At 65.6% G+C, this 18,506-nt stretch carries 18 protein-coding genes; 7 read left to right on the forward strand and 11 right to left on the reverse strand.

Annotated elements, in window-relative coordinates:
• Window positions 1–39 precede the first annotated feature (39 nt).
• The 4 genes from IC232_RS14340 to efp form a co-directional block, all read right to left on the reverse strand.
• Window positions 40–750, reverse strand: a complete 711-nt coding sequence (locus IC232_RS14340; RefSeq protein ID WP_190845667.1) for an RlmE family RNA methyltransferase — start codon at window positions 748–750, stop codon at window positions 40–42.
• Window positions 747–1,754, reverse strand: a complete 1,008-nt coding sequence (locus IC232_RS14345) for a Ppx/GppA phosphatase family protein (protein ID WP_246812219.1) — start codon at window positions 1,752–1,754, stop codon at window positions 747–749. Before IC232_RS14345 ends, IC232_RS14340 begins: the two co-directional genes overlap by 4 nt.
• Window positions 1,755–1,982: 228 nt before the next feature.
• A complete protein-coding gene (locus tag IC232_RS14350) occupies window positions 1,983–3,167 on the reverse strand; it encodes an aminotransferase (RefSeq protein ID WP_190845669.1) in 1,185 nt (394 codons plus the stop codon).
• Window positions 3,168–3,368: 201 nt separating this feature from the next.
• Window positions 3,369–3,935 carry an elongation factor P gene (gene efp, locus IC232_RS14355; protein WP_190845801.1) on the reverse strand — a complete coding sequence of 189 codons (567 nt, stop codon included), beginning with the start codon at window positions 3,933–3,935 and terminating at the stop codon, window positions 3,369–3,371.
• A gap of 141 nt (window positions 3,936–4,076) precedes the next feature.
• On the opposite strand from efp, the gene epmA reads away from it, so the two are divergent.
• Both epmA and IC232_RS14365 read left to right on the forward strand, forming a co-directional pair.
• Window positions 4,077–5,141 (forward strand): EF-P lysine aminoacylase EpmA, encoded by a 1,065-nt coding sequence (gene epmA / locus IC232_RS14360; RefSeq protein ID WP_190845670.1) that lies wholly within the window; start codon window positions 4,077–4,079, stop codon window positions 5,139–5,141.
• Window positions 5,138–6,193, forward strand: a complete 1,056-nt coding sequence (locus IC232_RS14365) for a lysine-2,3-aminomutase-like protein (RefSeq protein ID WP_190845671.1) — start codon at window positions 5,138–5,140, stop codon at window positions 6,191–6,193. The genes epmA and IC232_RS14365 overlap by 4 nt, the downstream gene beginning before the upstream one ends.
• On the opposite strand, the gene arfB is transcribed toward IC232_RS14365, so the two are convergent.
• Both arfB and IC232_RS14375 read right to left on the reverse strand, forming a co-directional pair.
• Window positions 6,190–6,612 carry an alternative ribosome rescue aminoacyl-tRNA hydrolase ArfB gene (gene arfB, locus IC232_RS14370; protein WP_190845672.1) on the reverse strand — a complete coding sequence of 141 codons (423 nt, stop codon included), beginning with the start codon at window positions 6,610–6,612 and terminating at the stop codon, window positions 6,190–6,192. The genes IC232_RS14365 and arfB overlap by 4 nt on opposite strands.
• Window positions 6,609–6,995, reverse strand: a complete 387-nt coding sequence (locus tag IC232_RS14375; RefSeq protein ID WP_190845673.1) for a hypothetical protein — start codon at window positions 6,993–6,995, stop codon at window positions 6,609–6,611. Before IC232_RS14375 ends, arfB begins: the two co-directional genes overlap by 4 nt.
• Window positions 6,996–7,094: 99 nt before the next feature.
• Here IC232_RS14375 and IC232_RS14380 point away from each other — a divergent pair, with 99 nt between their 5' ends.
• A complete protein-coding gene (locus IC232_RS14380; RefSeq protein ID WP_190845674.1) occupies window positions 7,095–8,021 on the forward strand; it encodes an AEC family transporter in 927 nt (308 codons plus the stop codon).
• 106 nt (window positions 8,022–8,127) lie between these two features.
• Window positions 8,128–8,370, forward strand: coding sequence for a hypothetical protein (locus IC232_RS14385; RefSeq protein ID WP_190845816.1), 243 nt, complete (start codon window positions 8,128–8,130; stop codon window positions 8,368–8,370).
• Here IC232_RS14385 and dprA read toward each other — a convergent pair.
• The 4 genes from dprA to IC232_RS14405 are packed head-to-tail and all read right to left on the reverse strand — an operon-like array spanning window position 8,367 to window position 12,416.
• Window positions 8,367–9,551 carry a DNA-processing protein DprA gene (gene dprA, locus IC232_RS14390; RefSeq protein WP_190845675.1) on the reverse strand — a complete coding sequence of 395 codons (1,185 nt, stop codon included), beginning with the start codon at window positions 9,549–9,551 and terminating at the stop codon, window positions 8,367–8,369. The genes IC232_RS14385 and dprA overlap by 4 nt on opposite strands.
• 3 nt (window positions 9,552–9,554) lie before the next feature.
• On the reverse strand, window positions 9,555–10,157 hold the full coding sequence (gene plsY, locus IC232_RS14395) for a glycerol-3-phosphate 1-O-acyltransferase PlsY (RefSeq protein ID WP_190845676.1): 603 nt from the start codon (window positions 10,155–10,157) through the stop codon (window positions 9,555–9,557).
• A 10-nt stretch (window positions 10,158–10,167) separates the two neighbouring features.
• Window positions 10,168–11,460, reverse strand: coding sequence for a dihydroorotase (locus IC232_RS14400; RefSeq protein ID WP_190845677.1), 1,293 nt, complete (start codon window positions 11,458–11,460; stop codon window positions 10,168–10,170).
• Window positions 11,461–11,468: 8 nt separating this feature from the next.
• The gene (locus IC232_RS14405; RefSeq protein WP_190845678.1) at window positions 11,469–12,416 is read right to left on the reverse strand and encodes an aspartate carbamoyltransferase catalytic subunit; all 948 of its coding nucleotides are present in this window, start codon (window positions 12,414–12,416) and stop codon (window positions 11,469–11,471) included.
• Between the two features lie 283 nt (window positions 12,417–12,699).
• On the opposite strand from IC232_RS14405, the gene topA reads away from it, so the two are divergent.
• Window positions 12,700–15,411 (forward strand): type I DNA topoisomerase, encoded by a 2,712-nt coding sequence (gene topA / locus IC232_RS14410; RefSeq protein WP_190845679.1) that lies wholly within the window; start codon window positions 12,700–12,702, stop codon window positions 15,409–15,411.
• Between the two features lie 5 nt (window positions 15,412–15,416).
• On the forward strand, window positions 15,417–15,923 hold the full coding sequence (locus IC232_RS14415) for an MgtC/SapB family protein (protein ID WP_190845680.1): 507 nt from the start codon (window positions 15,417–15,419) through the stop codon (window positions 15,921–15,923).
• On the opposite strand, the gene IC232_RS14420 is transcribed toward IC232_RS14415, so the two are convergent.
• Window positions 15,920–16,117: a hypothetical protein gene (locus IC232_RS14420; protein WP_190845681.1), complete on the reverse strand. Its 198-nt coding sequence runs from the start codon at window positions 16,115–16,117 to the stop codon at window positions 15,920–15,922. The two genes, IC232_RS14415 and IC232_RS14420, sit on opposite strands and share 4 nt — an antisense overlap.
• Before the next feature lie 245 nt (window positions 16,118–16,362).
• Between IC232_RS14420 and parE the strand changes: the two genes are divergently transcribed.
• On the forward strand, window positions 16,363–18,426 hold the full coding sequence (parE, locus tag IC232_RS14425) for a DNA topoisomerase IV subunit B (protein ID WP_190845682.1): 2,064 nt from the start codon (window positions 16,363–16,365) through the stop codon (window positions 18,424–18,426).
• Window positions 18,427–18,506 lie beyond the last annotated feature (80 nt).

Here is an 18,506-nt window from a genome sequence, read left to right on the forward strand (position 1 = left end):
GGTGTGGCTCCCTGTTTTCCGAGGCTCGATTGGAAGCCGTCAGGCTTCAGGCGTTTCGTCCGCCCGTCCCCGGAAACCGGTCGCCATCACATAGAGTTCCGCCGAATCGGCCCGGCTCGCCGCCGGCTTCACGTGGCGCACCACGGCAAAGTCGCGCTTGAGATCGGCGAGAAGCTGGTTCTCGGTGCCGCCCTGGAACACCTTGGCGATGAAGGCGCCGCCCGGGGCCAGGATCTCGCGGGCGAAGTAGATCGCAGCCTCGGCCAAACCGATGATGCGCAGGTGGTCGGTCTTCTTGTGCCCGGTGGTGTTGGCCGCCATGTCGGACATGACCACGTCGGCGGGACCGCCCAGCATCTCGATGAGCTTACCCGGAGCGCTCTCGTCCAGGAAGTCGAGTTCGATGAACTCGACGCCCGGCATCGGGTCGATGGGGAGAAGATCGATGCCCACCACCTTGCCCTTCGCACCCACCACCTTGGCGGCGATCTGGGACCAGCCGCCCGGTGCGGCGCCGAGATCGACCACCCGCTGGCCCGGTTTCAGGATGCGGTACTTCTCGTCGATCTCCAAAAGCTTGTAGGCCGCGCGGGAGCGATAGCCCTCGCGCTTGGCGCGGGCGACGTAAGGATCGTTGAGCTGGCGCTCCAGCCATTTCTGGGAAGAGAGGGACCGCTTGTTGGCGGTCTTCACGCGCTGCTTGAGATTGCGGACACCCGAACCGGACCCCGAACTGGATTTGGCACTCACCGTGGGCTGCCCCCTCGCCACACGGAATCCTCTCGCATCATGTTCATCAAAATTCCTTCGCGCAGTCCGCGATCCGCGATGCGCAGGCGCTCCGACGGGAATGCCCGCCGGATCGCTTCCAAAATGGCGCAGCCGGCCAGAACCAGATCGGCCCGCTCCCGGCCGATGCAGGGGTTATCGGCCCGCTGGCTGAAATCGGAATGCAGCAAACGATCCATCACTGTCGAGATCTCGCCGTTGCGCATCCACATCCCGTCAACCCGGCGTCGGTCGTAGCGCGCGAGGCCTAAGTGAATGCCGCCGACTGTCGTGACGGTGCCAGAGGTTCCGAGGAGATGGAAGTTGTGGGCGCGGCCTGCCTGGGCGGCCACAAGGGCGAAGTCCATGAGGAGTTCCGACACCTCCTCGACCATGCCCTCGAAGATCTTAGGCGTCACGTCGATGCCGCCGTGGCGCTCGGCCAGCGTCACCACGCCGACGGGCAGCGAATCCCACGCGCGGATGCGCTTGCACGGATCGGCGAAGGCGTGCGGCGCCCGGCCGTCGAGCCAGGCGATCTCTGTGGAGCCGCCGCCGATGTCGAACACGATGACGGACTGCGCCTTGGGATCGACCAGCGACGCGCAGCCGGTGACGGCCAGATAGGCCTCCGTCTTGCGGTCGACGATCTCGAGGTCGAGGTCGAGTTCCTCGCGGACACGCTCGATGAAGGCGGGGCCGTTCTCGGCGAGTCGGCATGCTTCCGTTGCCACGAGCCGCGCGCGCGTCACGTCCTTCGCGGCCATCTTTTCCCGGCACACGCGCAGCGCATCCAGGGTGCGAACGATAGCGCCGTCGCTCAGCCGGTTGCCGAGGCCAAGGCCCTCGCCCAGCCGCACGATTCGCGAAAAGGCATCCACGACCCGAAAGCCGAAATGCGCAGGTTCCGCAATGAGAAGGCGGCAATTGTTCGTGCCGAGATCGAGCGCGGCATAGCTTCTCGACGAGCGCCGCCGGGCCTCCATCCTGGCCGCGGGCGCAGGAGTGTCAGCCACCCAGGAGGCACCGTGTGCCGAGCCGCTGAGCGGTTCGGCAAGCCGGTCACCTTCTGCTGTCACGTCCGCTTTGACGGTCAAAACCTAAGTCCCCGCAGCACCCGGTTCAGGCGCCTGTTTGACCAAGAGAGTAACCATCGCCCCACCCTCCTGCCAAGGGTGCCCCCCGGAGTTTATGGTTTTGCCTCCAAGGAGGTACTAGAGTGACAGGCCCCGGAAGCGCTCCGTCAGACCGCTCAGAACGTCTGCGCCCACATTGGCAATCGCCACCCGCAGATGACCTTCCTGACCGGGGCCGAAATAGCTTCCGGGCAGGCACAGAACGCCTCGTTCGGTTGCGAGCTTCTCCGCGACCTGCTGCGCTTTGGCACCGGAAAAGGGATGACGCAGATAAGCGAAGTAGGCGCCGACCGACTCGATCGTCCATTCCGGCAGCGACGCGAGCGCATCCTGAGAAACCTGTGCACGGCGGTTGATCTCGGCCCGGTTGCCCTCGCGCCAGTCGCGCAAACCGTCGATGGCCCAGGGCAGCGCGCCTTGCGCGGTGCGCGGCGGGCAGATCTGGATGCAGTCGAGAATCTTGGCGATCTGTTCGATGAGCTTGGAATCCGCCGTGATCGCACCCGTGCGGTGGCCGGGGATCGCGTAGGACTTCGAGAAGGAATAGAGCTGGATCACCGTGCTGCGCCAGTCGTCGCGGGTGAAGAGCCCATGGGCGCGGTTCATGCCTTGCGGCAGAAAGTCCCGGTAAGTCTCGTCGATGACGAGATAAATGCCGCGCCTGGCGCACAGCTGCGCGAAACTCTCGATGACATGAGCGGGATAGACGGCGCCGGTCGGGTTGTTGGGCGTGACGAGAACGATGGCCCTAACTTTCTCGTCGATCAGCGCCTCCGCATCCTCGATGCGCGGCACGAATCCATTCTCCGCCCGGCACGGCAGCGGACGCGGCTCGATGCCTAACATGTCCAGCGTCATCTGGTGATTGAAGTACCACGGGGTCGGCAGCAGCACCGCCTCGCCGCGATGGGCGAGCAGCATCATGGCGGCGAAAAAGGCCATGTTGCAGCCGGCCGTCACCGCAATGTCTTCCGACCCGATCCTGCCCTCGTAGGTGCGGGACAGCTCGGCCGCGTAAGCGTCTTTCAGCGGGGTATCGCCGTTGATCGGGCCGTACTGTGAGCCTGCAGGCGAGCCGGCGATGGCGGCCATCCGCTCCAGCAGCTCCGCATGAGGTGCGTTGCCCGGAACGGCCTGAGAGAGGTTGATCAGCGGCCCGAACGATCCGTCATACCGCCTGGTCCACGCCTGCGCCTCCGGGATGGGAGGGCTGCCGACATCGGCGACAAGAGGGTTGATGGGATGGGCAGGACCGCTCGTCATGAGACCGTTCGACTCCGCAAAAAGATAAGGGCAGGACGCCCGGTGAGCCTTCACCGAAACCGCCTGCCCTGCAAGCTTTGTTAAACCCCACCTGCCGTCATGGCCGGGCTTGTCCCGGCCATCCCGATGCTGAGAAGCGCTGCGCTTCACCTGATCGAGATCACCGGCACAAGGCCGGTGATGACGGGAGAGGGAAGGACCTTAGTCCTTCGCACGCTCCACGTACGAGCCGTCTTCCGTCATGATCACCACGCGGGTGCCGGCCTGGATGTGGGCTGGTACGAGGGTGCGCACGCCGTTGGACAGCATGGCGGGCTTGTAGGACGAGGAAGCCGTCTGGCCCTTTACCACCGGCTCGGTCTCGGTGATCTCGAGGGTCATGCGGGCGGGCAGCTCGATGGCGATGGCGATGCCGTTATGGATGGAGAGCATCACGGCCATACCTTCCTGCAGGTAGGCCTTCTGATCGCCGATGATGTCCTCCGAAACCACGACCTGATCGTAGTTCTCCGGGTTCATGAAGTGGTAGCCCTCACCATCCTGATAGAGGAAAGTGTGCTCGCGGTCCTCCACGAAGGCGCGCTCGACCTGCTCGGTGGTGCGGTAGCGCTCGGAGACCTTCACGCCGTCGGAGATGCGGCGCATGTCCAGCTGGGTGACCGGCGTGCCCTTGCCGGGGTGGATGTTCTGAGCGGTGAGAACCACATAGAGCTTGCCGTCCATATCGACGACGTTGCCTTTGCGGAGCGTAGAGGCGATGACCTTCACGTGAGGCTTTCCTTGTGACAGATAGGGGCGCGTCGTGAGGGTCGGGTCGCCCGAGCCCCAGTGGCACCGAAAATGCTTTCGGTGCCGCAAGTAGCCTATCTTGGCGCAAATCGCCAGTCCGACCTCGCGGAACCCTTCTGTATGGATAAGCCTCTCACCGCTCCCTCCCCCTGGTGGACACCCCATGTCCACGCCGACCGGCGGCCCTTCCTCATGGGTCGGAACCAGATCCAGGCGGCCCTGCGCGGCTTCTTCGCGGCGCGAGACTTCGTGGAGGTCGATACCGCCACGCTCCAGACCTCGCCGGGCAACGAGGCGCATCTCCATGCATTCGCCACGGAGGCTATCGGGCTCGACGGCTCGCGGGCGCCCCTCTACCTCCACACCTCGCCGGAATTCGCCTGCAAGAAGCTGCTCGCCGCAGGCGAGCCCAGGATCGCGTGCTTCGCCCATGTGTACCGCAACCGGGAGCGCGGCCCCCTGCACCACCCGGAGTTCACCATGGTCGAATGGTACCGGGCAGGCGAGAGCTACGAGACGCTGATAACGGATTGCGGGGAGATCCTAGGCCTTGCCGCCAAGACGGCGGGCACCCGCACCCTCACCTATCGTGGCCGCGAGACCGATCCGTTTCAGGAGCCCGAACGCCTGAGTGTGGCCGAGGCCTTCGAGCGCTTCGCCGGCATCGACCTTCTCGCCTCGATCGACCGCAACGGCGAGACCGACCGGAACCGCCTCGCCGCCAGCCTCCGGGAGGCGGGCCTGCGGGTGGCGGAGGACGACACCTGGGCGGACCTGTTCAGCCGCGTCATCGTGGAGCGGGTGGAGCCCAATCTCGGCCTCGGGCGCGCCACGATCCTCGATGAATACCCCGTAGCGGAAGCGGCGCTTGCCCGCCCAACCGCCCGCGATCCGCGGGTGGCGGAGCGGTTCGAGCTTTATGCCTGCGGGGTGGAACTCGCCAACGCCTTCGGCGAGCTGACGGACGCGGCCGAGCAGCGCCGCCGCTTCGAGGGTGAGATGGCGGAAAAGATGCGGGTCTATGGAGAGAGCTACCCCGTAGACGAGGATTTTCTGGCGGCCTTGGCCCAGATGCCCGAGGCGAGCGGCATCGCGCTCGGATTTGATCGCCTCGTGATGCTTGCCACCGGCGCCTCGCGCATCGAGCAGGTGCTCTGGGCACCCGTGCCGGAGACCGGCCGATGAATGCGATCCGTCCCATCCGCAATCCGGCCGAGCTGGTCGAGGCCGGTCTCGTCGCCCCGGAGGAGCTTGCCGGGATCGAGCGCGTTGCGGAGCGCTACGCCGTCGCCATCAGCCCCGCCATGGCCCGGCTGATCGAGCCGAGCGACCCGCAGGACCCCATCGCCCGCCAGTTCGTGCCCGATGCGGCGGAGCTGACCACCACGCCCGAGGAGCGCGACGATCCGATCGGCGATCTGGCCCACAGCCCCGTCGAGGGCATCGTCCACCGCTATCCCGACCGGGTGCTGCTGAAGGCCGTGCATGTCTGCCCGGTCTATTGCCGCTTCTGCTTCCGCCGCGAGATGGTGGGGCCGCAAGGTCTCGGCACCCTTTCGCCCGAGGCCATGGACCGGGCCTTCGCCTATATCGCGGATCACCCGGAGATCTGGGAGGTGATCCTCACCGGAGGCGACCCGCTGGTGCTGTCCCCGCGCCGGCTCGCCGAGATCATGCAGAGGCTTTCCGCCATCGACCACGTGAAGATCGTCCGCTTCCACACCCGTGTGCCCGTGGTGGAGCCGGAGCGGATCGACGCGGCCCTCGTCACCGCCCTTAAATGCAGCGGCAAGACGGCCTATGTGGCGCTTCACGCCAACCACCCGCGCGAGCTGACCCCGGACGCACGCGCCGCCTGCGCTCGCCTCGTGGATTCAGGCATCGTGATGATCAGCCAGTCGGTGCTGCTGAAAGGCATCAACGACGATCCCGATACGCTGGCCGCCCTCATGCGCGCCTTCGTGGAAAACCGGATCAAGCCCTATTACCTGCACCACCCCGATCTCGCCCCGGGCACAAGCCATTTCCGCCTCTCCATCGAGGTGGGCCGCGCCCTCGTGGCGGCCTTGCGCGGTCGCATCTCGGGCCTGTGCCAGCCCACCTACATCCTCGACATTCCGGGCGGGCATGGAAAGGCCGTGATCGGCCCGGATGCGATCCGGGAGAACGGAGGCTGCCACACGGTCTCGGACTTCCGGGGCGGCGAGCACGTCTATCCGCCGGGAGGCGAGAGCTAATCGAAGGCCGGCTTGCCGCTGCGGCCCTTCTTGATCTCGGCGCGGCGCCCCTTCGACTCCAGCCTGCGCTTCTTGGAAGCCAGCGTCGGCCGCGTGGGTCGGCGCGGCTTCGGCCGCTCGGTCGCCTGTCGAACCAGCTCCACGAGGCGCTCCACCGCATCTTCCCGGTTGCGCTCCTGCGAGCGGAAGCGCTGTGCGGTGATGATGAGCACGCCGTCATTGGTCAGGCGGCTGCCGGCGAGCCGCTCCAGCTTTTCCTTTACGTAATCCGGCAGCGAGGGCGAGTTGCGCACGTCGAAGCGCAGCTGGACGGCGGTTTCCACCTTGTTGACGTTCTGCCCGCCCGGCCCGGAGGCGCGGATAAAGCTTTCCTGGAGTTCCGCTTCATCGAGCGCGATGGAGTTCGTCACCTGGATCATGGGGCCTCGGTAGAAATGGCGCAAGGGAAGCACTGATGCACCCCATCAGGCACGACAACTTCATCTGCGATGATGGAGATTTCGTCTCCAGACTGCATAACAATAACAAATCTTTTTAATTCATTACCAACGACAAAGCTTCTAGTTTCCAAGATGTAATTGCTTGGCCCCCACGGAAATTTTCTTGAGATGTTTATTGATATAACTCTCTTGAATTCAATCAGCTCACCATGACTTAACCTGACTACAACAGCTCCATTCTGCCAATTGATCTCAAAACCCAACAGCACTCGATCATGTAAAGGGCCGTAGTTATTCATATCTTCACCCTCCGGCCTATGCTCTGCGTCTAAGTCTTCATTGACGACATTCATCTTTCCCAATGCCGCTTTCCAACGCGCTTGTCGACAGGTGCATTTACGTCTAAGCGCCGTAGACCCCTGCTCTTTTGTCGGACATTGCGTTCCGCCCCATATCCATCGATGTCCGCCGTCTTCGCCAGCCTGATCCCGACCTTCCTGATCATCGCGACCGGCTGGCTGTGCCGGGCCACGGGGTTCGTGGGCGAGCAGCAATGGGCCGGGATGGAGCGCGTCACCTATGTGATCTTCTTCCCGGCCCTCGTCATCGATACCCTGTCGCGAGCCGACCTCTCCTCCGTGCCGGTGCTCGGCGTCGGCGGCGCGCTGGTCGGCGCGATCCTCGCCATGGCGGTGCTGGTGCTGGCGCTACGCCCCCTGCTGGAGCGCCATTTCGGCATCGACGGCCCGAGCTTCACGTCGATCTTCCAGGGCGCAACGCGTTGGAACACCTTCGTGGGCCTCGCCGTCGCCGGAAGCCTGTTCGGCCAGCGCGGCATTGCGCTGATCGCGGTGGCCATCGCCGCCATGGTGCCGCTCCTCAACCTGCTCGCCTTCTATGTTTTCATCCGCTTTGCCGGCCAGCCCCGGCGCAGCCCCTGGGATATCCTACGCTCCTTCGTGACCAACCCGTTCATCTGGTCCTGCGCCGTGGGGCTTGCCCTCAACCTGCTGGCGCCTCCGCTGCTGAAGCCCATGGCTGCCTATATCGAGGTCATCGGCCGGGCAGCGCTCGCGGCGGGTCTCCTGATCGTCGGTGCGGGCCTGGACATCCGGCGCTTGGCCCGTCCCGGCCTGCCGCATGCCCTGTCGGCGGGCCTCAAGCTCGTCCTCCTGCCGGTCATGGCCGGAACGCTCGCGGGCCTCATGGGCGTCACCGGCAACGATATGACGGTGACCATCATCGCCGCCTCCGTGCCCTCCGCCAGCGCGGCCTATGTGCTTGCGCGCCAGATGGGCGGCAATGCCGGGCTCATGGCGGAGATCCTGACCCTGCAGACCCTGCTCGCCCTGCTCTCCATGCCGGTGCTCATCTCCCTCCTGGGTTGATGAAAGACAGCCAATCTGCAATTTCAGGTATAATATGGCGACTTGTCATATTGTGGGTTGTGCTGCTAACTAGGCGAATTGCAACAGTGAGACAGCTTCATCCCTCATGACCAAAGCCCTCCGCCCCTTCGGGAAAGCACCGTCCGCGAACGACGTTTCGGGCGCTGAGGACAGCGTCGACCCCAGCCGCAAGATGAGCCCCGCGGAAACGGCCCAGTACGTGGCCGAGTTCTCGGCGGAGCTGTCCTATCTCGCCCGGGAGGCCAATCTCGATCTCCTGGCCTACCTTCTCGATATGGCCCGGCTTGAGGCCATCCGGGCGGTGCAGTCCGGCGACAAGGACGATTAGATTTTCAGCAGCGACACCGCATTGCCGCCGTGACGCTCGAGCCGCCCGGCGATTTCGAGCTCCAGCAGCGCCGTCTGCACTGAGCGGATCGATAGGCCGGATTGCCGGACGAGATCGTCGATGGCGACCGGAGACGGGCCGAGGAACGTGATCAGATCGGCCTGCCCCTCCTCCGCCTCGTCCTCGATCCCCGCATCGGGCATCACAGGCCGCACCGGCGCGCGGGCGATGTCGGGCAGGTCGAGCTCGTCCCAGAGCTCTTCCGATCCAAGGGTGTAATGCGGCTCCTGGGCGCTCCGGTCGAGGCGCGGCCCCGAGGCGACCAGCGGCTCCAGCACGCTCGTCACATGCTCGATTCCGGCGCAGAGGGTGGCGCCGTCACGGATGAGATCGTTGGTGCCCTCAGCCCGTGGGTCGAGCGGCGAGCCCGGCACGGCGAAGACCTCGCGGCCCTGCTCCAGGGCAAAGCGCGCGGTGATCAGCGAGCCGGAGCGGCGGGCGGCTTCCACCACCACGACCCCGTAGGACAGGCCGGAGACGACGCGGTTGCGGCGCGGGAAGTCGCGCCCGCGCGGCTCCCAGCCCATGGGCATCTCGGAGACCACGGCCCCGCCCTGCTCCAGGATCGCCTGGAGCAGCGGCTCGTTCTGGCTTGGGTAAATCCGATCGTGCCCGCCGGCCAGCACCGCGACCGTGCCGGTCTCCAGCGTCGCCTTGTGGGCTCTCGTGTCGATGCCCCGCGCCAGCCCCGAGACCACCACATAACCAGCCTCGCCCAGTTGCCGTGCGAGGCGCTCGGCGAAGGTCAGGCCGGACGCCGAGGCGTTGCGCGAGCCAACAATGGCGACGGAGGGCTTCGCCAGCACCGCAGCATTGCCGCGAAGCGCGATCAGCGGCGGAGCGGTGTCGATGGCCTGGAGGGTCTTGGGATAATCCGGCTCGCCCATGGCGATGAAGCGCACACCGAGACGCGCAGCTGCGGCCATTTCCTTCTCGGCCTCCGCCCGGCTGTACACTTTGAGCAGCAGGCGCCCACCGCGGCGGGCGAGATCCGGCAGGGCGTCCAGCGCGGCTCCGGCTCCGCCGTACTGATTGATCAGGGCGCGGAAGGTGCGCGGGCCCACGTTTTCCGAGCGGATGAGGCGAAGCCAATCGAGACGCTGCTCATCCGTCAGGATCATGCCTTATCCCTTCTGCCCGATCTTGCCTTCGGTGCCGGCAAGGAGTCGGCTGATGTTCTGCCCGTGCTTCCACCACAGCAGCGCCACGAGCACCACCGCGATTCCGGCCATGCCGGGCTCGCCCAGCAGCCAGAGGACAATCGGCGACGCTGCGCTGGCGACCAGGGCCGAGAGCGAGGAATACTTGGAGGCGAAGGCGACCCCGAGCCAGATCGCGCAGAAGATCAGCGCCGCGAGCGGCTTCAGGCCGATCAGCACGCCGATGAAGGTGGCAACACCCTTGCCGCCCTTGAATCCGAGCCAGACCGGGAAGAGGTGGCCGAGGAAGGCCCCGAGGGCCGCCATCGTGGCGAACTGAGGGCCCCATTGCGCGGCGATGAGCACCGCGGCCGTGCCCTTGAGGGCATCGGCCACGAGCGTTGCGGCCGCGAGTCCCTTGTGGCCCGTGCGCAGCACATTGGTGGCACCGATATTGCCGGACCCGATCTTCCGCACGTCGCCGAGGCCCGCCATGCGGGTGAAGATCAGGCCGAACGGAATCGAGCCCAGGAGATAGCCGAAAAGCAGAGCCGCCAGCAGGTACAGGAGATTGGCCTCGTCAGACATACATTTCTCGTTACATCGTTTCGCGTTGAAAAACCACCCGGCCCGCCACCATGGTGATGGTCACCTGGCCTTCGAGGCGCGCTTCGTCGAAGGGCGTGTTCTTGGACAGGGACTTGAGCTGGCGCTTGTCGAGCACGTAGGGCGCGTCCGGATCGAACACGATCAGGTCGGCCGGAGCGCCGACCGCGAGCCGTCCGCCGGGAAGGCCTAGAATTTCCGCGGGTTTGGTGGACAGGGCCCGCAGGAGCCGCGGCAGGGAGATGCGGTCCGAGTGAACAAGGCGCAAGGCCGCCGACAGCAGGGTCTCGAGCCCTACGGCCCCATCGGCGGCTTCCGCGAACGGCAAACGCTTGTTCTCAACATCCTGTGGATTGTGGTCGGAGACGATCACGTCGATGGTGCCGTCCGCCAGCGCCTCGATCATCGCCTGCCGGTCGTCCTCGTGGCGCAGGGGCGGCGAGAGCTTCAGGAAGGTGCGGTAGTCGCCGATGTCGTTCTCGTTGAGCGCCAGGTGATTGATGGAGACGCCGCAGGTGACCGGCAGCCCCCTCGCCTTAGCAGTGCGCACGATCTCGGCGGAGTCGGCGCAGGAGATCATGGCCGCGTGGTAGCGCCCGCCCGTGAGGCGTACGAGGCGGATGTCGCGCTCCAGCATCACCGTCTCGGCCTCGCGCGGGATGCCCGGCAGGCCGAGCCGGGAGGCGAACTCGCCCTCGTTCATCACGCCCTGCCCGACCAGATCGGGATCCTCCACGTGGTGGATGATCAGCGCGTCGAAGTCGCGGGCATAGGTAAGCGCCCGGCGCATCACCTGGGCATTCGTGACCGGGCGCGCCCCGTCCGTAAACGCGATAGCGCCGGCTTCCTTGAGGCGGCCGATCTCCGCCATCTCGGCGCCCTGCAATCCCTTGGTCAGCGCCGCAGCCGGGCGGATGTTCACCATCGAGGTGTCGCGGGCGCGGCGGACGATGAAGTCGATCACCGCCGGATCGTCGAGAGCCGGGCTCGTATCCGGCATCGACACCACGGTGGTAACGCCGCCCGCCGCAGCCGCCTCGCCGGCGCTCTTCAGGGTCTCGCGATAGGGCCCGCCCGGCTCGCCGATGAAGGCGCGCATGTCGATGAGGCCGGGCGCAAGCACCTGGCCGCCGCAATCGATCACCTGTGTGTCGGCGGCCTCTTTCAGCTGCGGCCCGAGATCCTGAATGATGCCGTCGCGCACGAGCACGCCGCCGCGCACCTCGCGGTCGCTGCCGGGGTCGATGAGGCGGGCGTTCTTGAAGAGGATGGGTTGGTTGCTCATGACGCCCCTCACCTGTTCGGCAGATGGCTCGCCAGAGCCTCCAGCACCGCCATGCGCACGGCGACGCCCATTTCGACCTGCTCGCGGATCAGCGACTGCTCGCCGTCCGCCACGTCGGACGAGATCTCCACGCCCCGGTTCATGGGGCCGGGATGCATGACCAGCGCATCGGGCTTGGCGAAGTTGAGCTTCTCCTGATCGAGGCCGTAGAAGCGGAAATACTCCTTCACGGAAGGCACGAAGGAGCCGTTCATGCGCTCACGCTGAAGGCGCAGCATCATGACGATGTCGGCGTCCCTCAACCCCTTCTCCATGCTGGTGAAGGTCTCGAAGCCGAGCCGCGCGATGCCCGGCGGGATCAGGGTCGAGGGGGCCACGAGGCGCACCCGCGCGCCCATGGCGGCGAGCAGGATCATGTTGGAGCGCGCCACCCGCGAATGCAGAATGTCGCCGCAGATCGCCACCGTCAGCCCCTCGATGCGGCCCTTGTTGCGCCGGATGGTGAGCGCGTCGAGGAGCGCCTGGGTCGGGTGCTCGTGCGCGCCGTCGCCGGCGTTCACCACCGAGCAATCGACCTTCTGGGCAAGCAGATGCACCGCGCCCGCCGCGTGATGGCGCACCACGATGATATCGGGCCGCATGGCGTTGAGGGTCACGGCCGTGTCGATCAGCGTCTCGCCCTTCTTCACGGAGGACGAGCCGACCTGCATGTTCATCACGTCCGCGCCGAGCCGCTTGCCGGCGATCTCGAAGGAGGATTGCGTGCGGGTGGAGGCCTCGAAGAAGAGGTTGATCTGGGTCCGGCCCCGGAGGGTCGTCTTCCGCTTCTCGACCTGACGGCTCACCTCCACCTGTTCGTCGGCGAGGTCGAGCAGCGCCTGTATGTCCAAGGGAGACAGCCCCTCGATGCCGAGGAGATGCCGGTGGGGAAAAACGGATCGGGGGGCGTCTGTCATCTTAAAGCGATGGCTATAGGCGCTCCGGGAAACGGCGGCAAGCGAGGGATTTGGCTGCAGGCCATCTTATGCCCAGCAGCCGCGTGGGCGACCTTGGCCATGGACTTAATCCCTTGCTGGAGCGAACCGTCGTGGCCATATTGTAAGGAGTACGCCGACGGGGTCGATTTGACTTGTCGGCCATCATCACCCACTTATCGCGCCCTGCGGCGGTCAGCCTCTGGCCGCCGTCTGTCGTCTGGGCAGAGGGCACCGGTCCGCTGCCGCTTTTAGGAAGTCGTCCATGAAAGTCCTCGTCGTCGAGTCGCCTGCCAAGGCCAAGACGATCAACAAATATCTCGGCAAGGATTACGAGGTCCTGGCCTCCTTCGGGCACATCCGCGATCTGCCCGCTAAGGACGGCTCGGTCGACCCGGATGCCGATTTCCGCATGATCTGGACGCTTGAGGACAGGGGGTCGAAGCGGGTTTCCGACATCGCAAGGGCGATCAAGGGGGCCGAGAAGCTCATCCTGGCCACCGACCCGGACCGCGAGGGCGAGGCGATTTCCTGGCACGTGCTGGAGGCCCTGCGCGAAAAGCGCGTGCTGAAGGACCTGCCGGTCGAGCGCGTGACCTTCAACGCCATCACCAAGGACGCGGTGCAGACGGCACTGCGCAACCCGCGCCAGATCGACCAGGCGCTGGTCGATGCCTATCTGGCCCGCCGCGCCCTCGACTATCTCGTAGGCTTCACTCTTTCGCCGGTGCTGTGGCGCAAGCTCCCCGGCGCCCGCTCGGCCGGCCGCGTCCAGTCGGTGGCGCTTCGCCTCGTCTGCGACCGTGAGCTCGAGATCGAGACCTTCAAGCCCCGGGAATACTGGTCGCTGATCGCCACGCTTGCCACCAAGGACGGCGGCGTGTTCGACGCGCGCCTCGTGGGCGCCGACGGCAAGAAGATCACCCGTCTCGACATCGGCAACGGCAAGGATGCCGAGGCCTTCAAGAAGGACCTGGAGCTGGCCACCTTCTCGGTGGCCAACATCGAGGCCAAGCCCGCCAAGCGCCATCCCTACCCGCCGTTTACCACCTCGACCCTGCAGCAGGAGGCCTCGCGCAAGCTGGGGCTGGCACCGGCCCAGACCATGCGGATCGCGCAGCGCCTTTATGAAGGTGTGGACATCGGCGGCGAGACGGCGGGCATCATCACTTATATGCGAACCGACGGCGTCGACATGGCGCCTGAGGCCGTGCAGGCCGCCCGCCGGGTGATCGGCAAGGAATACGGCGACCGCTACGTGCCGGGCGCCCCGCGCAAGTACACTACCAAGGCCAAGAACGCCCAGGAGGCGCACGAGGCCGTCCGCCCGACGGATATGGGCCGCCTGCCGAAACAGATCGCGAAGTATCTGGAGCCTGAGCAGGCCCGCCTCTACGACCTGATCTGGACCCGCACCATCGCCAGCCAGATGGAATCGGCCGAGCTTGAGCGCACTACGGCCGACATCACGGCCCAGGTGGGCCCGCGCAAGCTCGACATGCGCGCCACCGGCCAGGTGATCAAGTTCGACGGCTTCCTCACGCTCTACAACGAGAGCAAGGACGACGAGGCGGACGAGGACGAGGGCCGCCTGCCCCCGATGAAGGCCGGCGATCCCCTGGAGCGCCGCCGCATCGCTGCCACCCAGCACTTCACCGAGCCGCCGCCGCGCTATTCGGAAGCCTCGCTGGTCAAGCGCATGGAAGAGCTCGGCATCGGCCGTCCCTCGACCTACGCCGCCGTGCTGCAGACCCTGCGCGACCGTGAATACGTCAAGATCGAGAAGAAGCGCCTTGTCCCCGAGGACAAGGGCCGCATCGTCACGGCCTTCCTGGAGAGCTTCTTCCGCCGCTACGTGGAATACGATTTCACCGCGGATCTGGAGGAGCAGCTCGACCGGGTCTCGAACAACGAGATCGACTGGAAGCAGGTGATGCGCGAGTTCTGGCAGCACTTCTCGGCTGCCATCGGCGAGACCAAGGAGCTGCGCACCACGGAGGTGCTCGACGCCCTCAACGAGCTGCTCGGGCCGCACATCTTCCCGGACAAGGGCGACGGCTCCAACCCGCGCACCTGCCCGACCTGCGGTACCGGCCAGCTGTCGCTGAAGCTCGGCAAGTTCGGCTCCTTCATCGGCTGCTCGAACTACCCGGAGTGCAAGTTCACCCGCCAGCTCGCCGCCACCGGCGTCGACGGCGATGGCGAAGGCTCGTCCGAGAACGGCGGGCAGCCTGGCGTGAAGGTGCTGGGCCAGGATCCGGACACGAGCTTTGAGGTGACCCTGCGCGATGGCCGCTTCGGCCCCTTCGTCCAGCTCGGCGAAGGCGAGAAGCCTAAGCGCTCCTCCCTGCCCAAGGGCACATCGCCGTCGCAGGTGGACCTGGAGAAGGCTTTGAAGCTGCTGGCGCTGCCGCGTCAGGTGGCGATCCATCCTGAATCGGGCGAGCCGATCCTGGCGAGCATCGGTCGCTATGGGCCTTACGTTCAGCACGGCAAGACCTATGCCAATCTGGGCGCCGGCGACGACGTGCTGGAGATCGGCGCGAACCGGGCCATCGACCTGATCGTCACCAAGGAGAGCGGTGGAGGCGGCGCCCGTCGGGGTGCAGCGGATCCCGGTCGTCCCCTGGGTGAGGATCCGGAATCGGGCAAGCCCATCGTGGTGAAGGCCGGCCGCTTCGGCCCCTACGTGACCGACGGCGAAACCAACGCGACCCTGCCGCGCTCTATGGCTGCGGAGGCAGCGACGCTCGCCGATGCGGTGGAGCTTCTGAAGGCGCGCCGGGCAGCCGGCCCGTCGAAGAAGCCGGCGCGGGGCCGCAAGGCTGCTGCCAAGAAAGCCCCTGCCAAGAAGGCTGCTGCCAAGGCGCCTGCTGCGAAAAAGACCGCAGCCAAGAAGAGCACGGCCAAGAAGGCGGCTCCGAAGAAGGCCGCCGCCAAGACGGCTGCCGCAAAGAAGACCGCCAAGGCAGGTTAAGGGCAATGGACGATTGGGTGTTCTGGCTGAAGGAGGAATACGGCGACCACGTCGAGATTTCGCTGCGGCTGCTTGTGGCGACGATTGCGGGCATGATCGTCGGCATCAACCGGGACATCCACAACAAGCCCATCGGCATGCGGACCCTGGGCCTCGTCTCGCTCGGTTCCGCCATCGTGATCCTGTCGGGGTCGGTCTATGAGGGACTTCACTTCTCGCAGGATGCGGTGAGCCGCGTCGTGCAGGGCATTCTGACGGGCCTGGGATTTCTCGGGGCGGGCTCGATCCTGCGGGCCAAGGACGGTACGGAAGTTCAGGGCCTCACGACGGCTGCGACGGTGTGGATCGCGGCGGGTCTCGGTATTACGGCAGGCTTGGGCGCGTGGTTCATCACTGTGGCCGGAACGTTGGTCACGCTGTTCCTGCTGACTTACGGCACAAGCCTTGAGGCAAAGCTCATCCGGGTCTTCGGTCGGAGGCGAAACCGCGACGAGGAAACGTTGGAAGATTAGACTGAGTAGAAGACCAGGCTCAAGCCCACCACGGCCACAGCCGCCATGCCGAGCCAGATCAGGGTTGAGCCATAGGAGCGCGACGCGGCCGGTGTGTTGTCGGGTTCGTCGAAAGCGAAAGCTTCGCCTGCATTGCGTGCGGCGCGGTCGAGGTGAAGCTTCCGGGCTGGCGCCAAAGTCGTCCGCGTCGTCACGATCAGATCTCCCGTTAAGCTCATGCTTAACCATTCAACGTGAATGGAATTTAAACAGTTCCGGATGACATGCGTAAGACAGCCTTTAGGGGGAATTCGCCGGTAACCTTTATGAACTAAGCTCCTCCTCGAATTTATGGCTTGTGACTGAAAATCACCTTCACGTTTCCGTTTTGTTCTCGTATAAAAACGGGATGAGAAATAGTGTAAAAAAGCGCGAATCATCATCCCGGACCAAGGTCCCAATGACAGATAACGACGATCTCTTCGGGGGCGCTGCTGCCAAACGTGCCGCACCTGCCACGGCCCGCAACGCTGCCGTCAAGGTCTCCCGTCAGGCGCCGCCTCCGCAAGGCACGCCGGGCGAGGCAGGCTATGACGCATCGGCCATCGAGGTGCTGGAGGGGCTGGAGCCCGTCCGCCGCCGGCCGGGCATGTATATCGGCGGCACGGATGAGAAGGCCCTGCACCACCTCTTCGCCGAGGTGATCGACAACTCCATGGACGAGGCGGTCGCGGGCCACGCGACCTTCATCGAGGTGGAGCTGGAGGAAGGCGGCTGGCTGTCCGTGACCGACAACGGGCGCGGCATCCCGGTCGATCCGCACCCCAAGTTCCCGAAGAAGTCGGCGCTCGAAGTGATCATGACCACCCTGCACGCGGGCGGCAAGTTCGACTCGAAGGTCTACGAGACCTCGGGCGGCCTGCACGGCGTCGGCGTGTCGGTGGTGAACGCCCTGTCGGAAATCCTCGAGGTCGAGGTCGCCCGTGGCCAGACCCTGTACCGGCAGATCTTCTCCCGCGGCATCCCGCAGGGCAAGATCGAGACCGTGGGCCGCGTGCTCAACCGGCGCGGCACCAAGGTGCGGTTCAAGCCCGACTGGCAGATCTTCGGCAAGGAGGCTCTCTTCCAGCCCCGCCGCCTGTTCAAGATGGCGCGCTCCAAGGCCTATCTGTTCGGCGGTGTCGAGATCCGCTGGAAATGCGCTGCCTCGCTGGTCGAGGGCGTCGCCAACGTTCCGGCGGAGGCGACTTTCAAGTTCCCGAACGGCTTGAAGGATTACCTGCTCCACGACATCGAGGGCAAGGAGCTGGTCACGGATCAGATCTTCTCCGGCAAGATCACCAAGCCCGGCAGCCACGGCTCCCTGGAATGGGCGGTCGCCTGGATGACCAACGAGGACGGGTTCTCCACCTCGTACTGCAACACGGTGCCCACCCCTGAAGGCGGCACGCACGAGAACGGCCTGCGCATCGCCCTCCTCCGCGGCCTGCGCGAGCACGCCGAGCGTGTGAACCAGGCCAAGCGCATGGCGGCGGTGACCACCGACGATGTGATGGCCACCTGCGCGTCCATGCTGTCGGTGTTCATCCGCGAGCCGGAATTCCAGGGCCAGACCAAGGACAAGCTGGCCACCGTGGAGGCTGGCCGCATCGTCGAGAACTCGATCCGCGATCCCTTCGACCACTGGCTCGCCGCCTCGCCGCAGCAGGCCAACAAGCTGCTCGACTGGGTGATCGACCGGGCAGAGGAGCGCCTGCGCCGCCGCCAGGAGAAGGAGGTCGCCCGCAAGACCGCGACCCGCAAGCTGCGCCTGCCCGGCAAGCTGGCCGATTGCTCGAATGCCGGTGCCAAGGGCTCCGAGCTCTTCCTGGTCGAGGGCGACTCGGCCGGCGGCTCCGCCAAGCAGGCCCGCGATCGCGCCACCCAGGCCGTGCTCCCGTTGCGCGGAAAAATCCTGAACGTGGCCTCGGCCGGAAAGGACAAGCTGCACCAGAACCAGCAGATCTCCGACCTGGTGCAGGCGCTGGGCTGCGGCCAGGGCTCGCAGTTCCGCGAGGCGGATCTCCGCTACGAGAAGGTCGTTATCATGACCGACGCGGACGTGGACGGCGCCCATATCGCCACCCTGCTGATCACGTTCTTCTACCGTCAGATGCCCAAGCTCATCGATAATGGCCACCTGTACCTGGCGGTCCCGCCGCTCTACCGGCTCACCCAGGGGGCGAAATCGGCCTATGCCCGCGACGAGGCCGACCGGGAGCGCCTGATGAAGACGGTGTTCAAGGGCAGCGGCAAGATCGAGATCAGCCGCTTCAAGGGCCTCGGCGAGATGCTGCCGGCGCAGCTCAAGGAGACCACCATGGATCCGAAGAAGCGCCTGCTTCTGAAGGTGGTGGTGGCCGACGATGAGAGGCCTGAGGCCAGCGATGTGGTGGAGCGTCTGATGGGCAACAAGCCCGAAGCCCGCTTCGCCTTCATCCAGGAACGCGCGGCGTTTGCCAACGAGGCGGACCTGGATATCTGATCGGCAAGCCAGGTCGGAGGATACTTCACCAACGTCATCACCGGCCTTGTGCCGGTGATCCCGATGAAGAAGAGCGCAGC

Origin of the sequence: Microvirga sp. (assembly GCF_014699075.1) — a bacterium.
In the GTDB taxonomy this organism is placed as follows: Bacteria; Pseudomonadota; Alphaproteobacteria; order Rhizobiales; family Beijerinckiaceae; genus Microvirga.

What these genes read in the sequence shown, in the direction of transcription:
- dprA (WP_190845675.1), bottom strand. Translation starts at nt 9,551, where the DNA reads ATGATCCTGACGGATGAGCAGCGTCTCGATTGGCTTCGCCTCATCCGC.
- parE (WP_190845682.1), top strand. Translation starts at nt 16,363, where the DNA reads ATGACAGATAACGACGATCTCTTCGGGGGCGCTGCTGCCAAACGTGCC.
- IC232_RS14365 (WP_190845671.1), top strand. Translation starts at nt 5,138, where the DNA reads ATGAATGCGATCCGTCCCATCCGCAATCCGGCCGAGCTGGTCGAGGCC.
- plsY (WP_190845676.1), bottom strand. Translation starts at nt 10,157, where the DNA reads ATGTCTGACGAGGCCAATCTCCTGTACCTGCTGGCGGCTCTGCTTTTC.
- topA (WP_190845679.1), top strand. Translation starts at nt 12,700, where the DNA reads ATGAAAGTCCTCGTCGTCGAGTCGCCTGCCAAGGCCAAGACGATCAAC.
- IC232_RS14405 (WP_190845678.1), bottom strand. Translation starts at nt 12,416, where the DNA reads ATGACAGACGCCCCCCGATCCGTTTTTCCCCACCGGCATCTCCTCGGC.
- IC232_RS14385 (WP_190845816.1), top strand. Translation starts at nt 8,128, where the DNA reads ATGACCAAAGCCCTCCGCCCCTTCGGGAAAGCACCGTCCGCGAACGAC.
- arfB (WP_190845672.1), bottom strand. Translation starts at nt 6,612, where the DNA reads ATGATCCAGGTGACGAACTCCATCGCGCTCGATGAAGCGGAACTCCAG.
- IC232_RS14415 (WP_190845680.1), top strand. Translation starts at nt 15,417, where the DNA reads ATGGACGATTGGGTGTTCTGGCTGAAGGAGGAATACGGCGACCACGTC.
- IC232_RS14400 (WP_190845677.1), bottom strand. Translation starts at nt 11,460, where the DNA reads ATGAGCAACCAACCCATCCTCTTCAAGAACGCCCGCCTCATCGACCCC.
- IC232_RS14345 (WP_246812219.1), bottom strand. Translation starts at nt 1,754, where the DNA reads ATGGAGGCCCGGCGGCGCTCGTCGAGAAGCTATGCCGCGCTCGATCTC.
- IC232_RS14380 (WP_190845674.1), top strand. Translation starts at nt 7,095, where the DNA reads ATGTCCGCCGTCTTCGCCAGCCTGATCCCGACCTTCCTGATCATCGCG.
- IC232_RS14350 (WP_190845669.1), bottom strand. Translation starts at nt 3,167, where the DNA reads ATGACGAGCGGTCCTGCCCATCCCATCAACCCTCTTGTCGCCGATGTC.
- epmA (WP_190845670.1), top strand. Translation starts at nt 4,077, where the DNA reads ATGGATAAGCCTCTCACCGCTCCCTCCCCCTGGTGGACACCCCATGTC.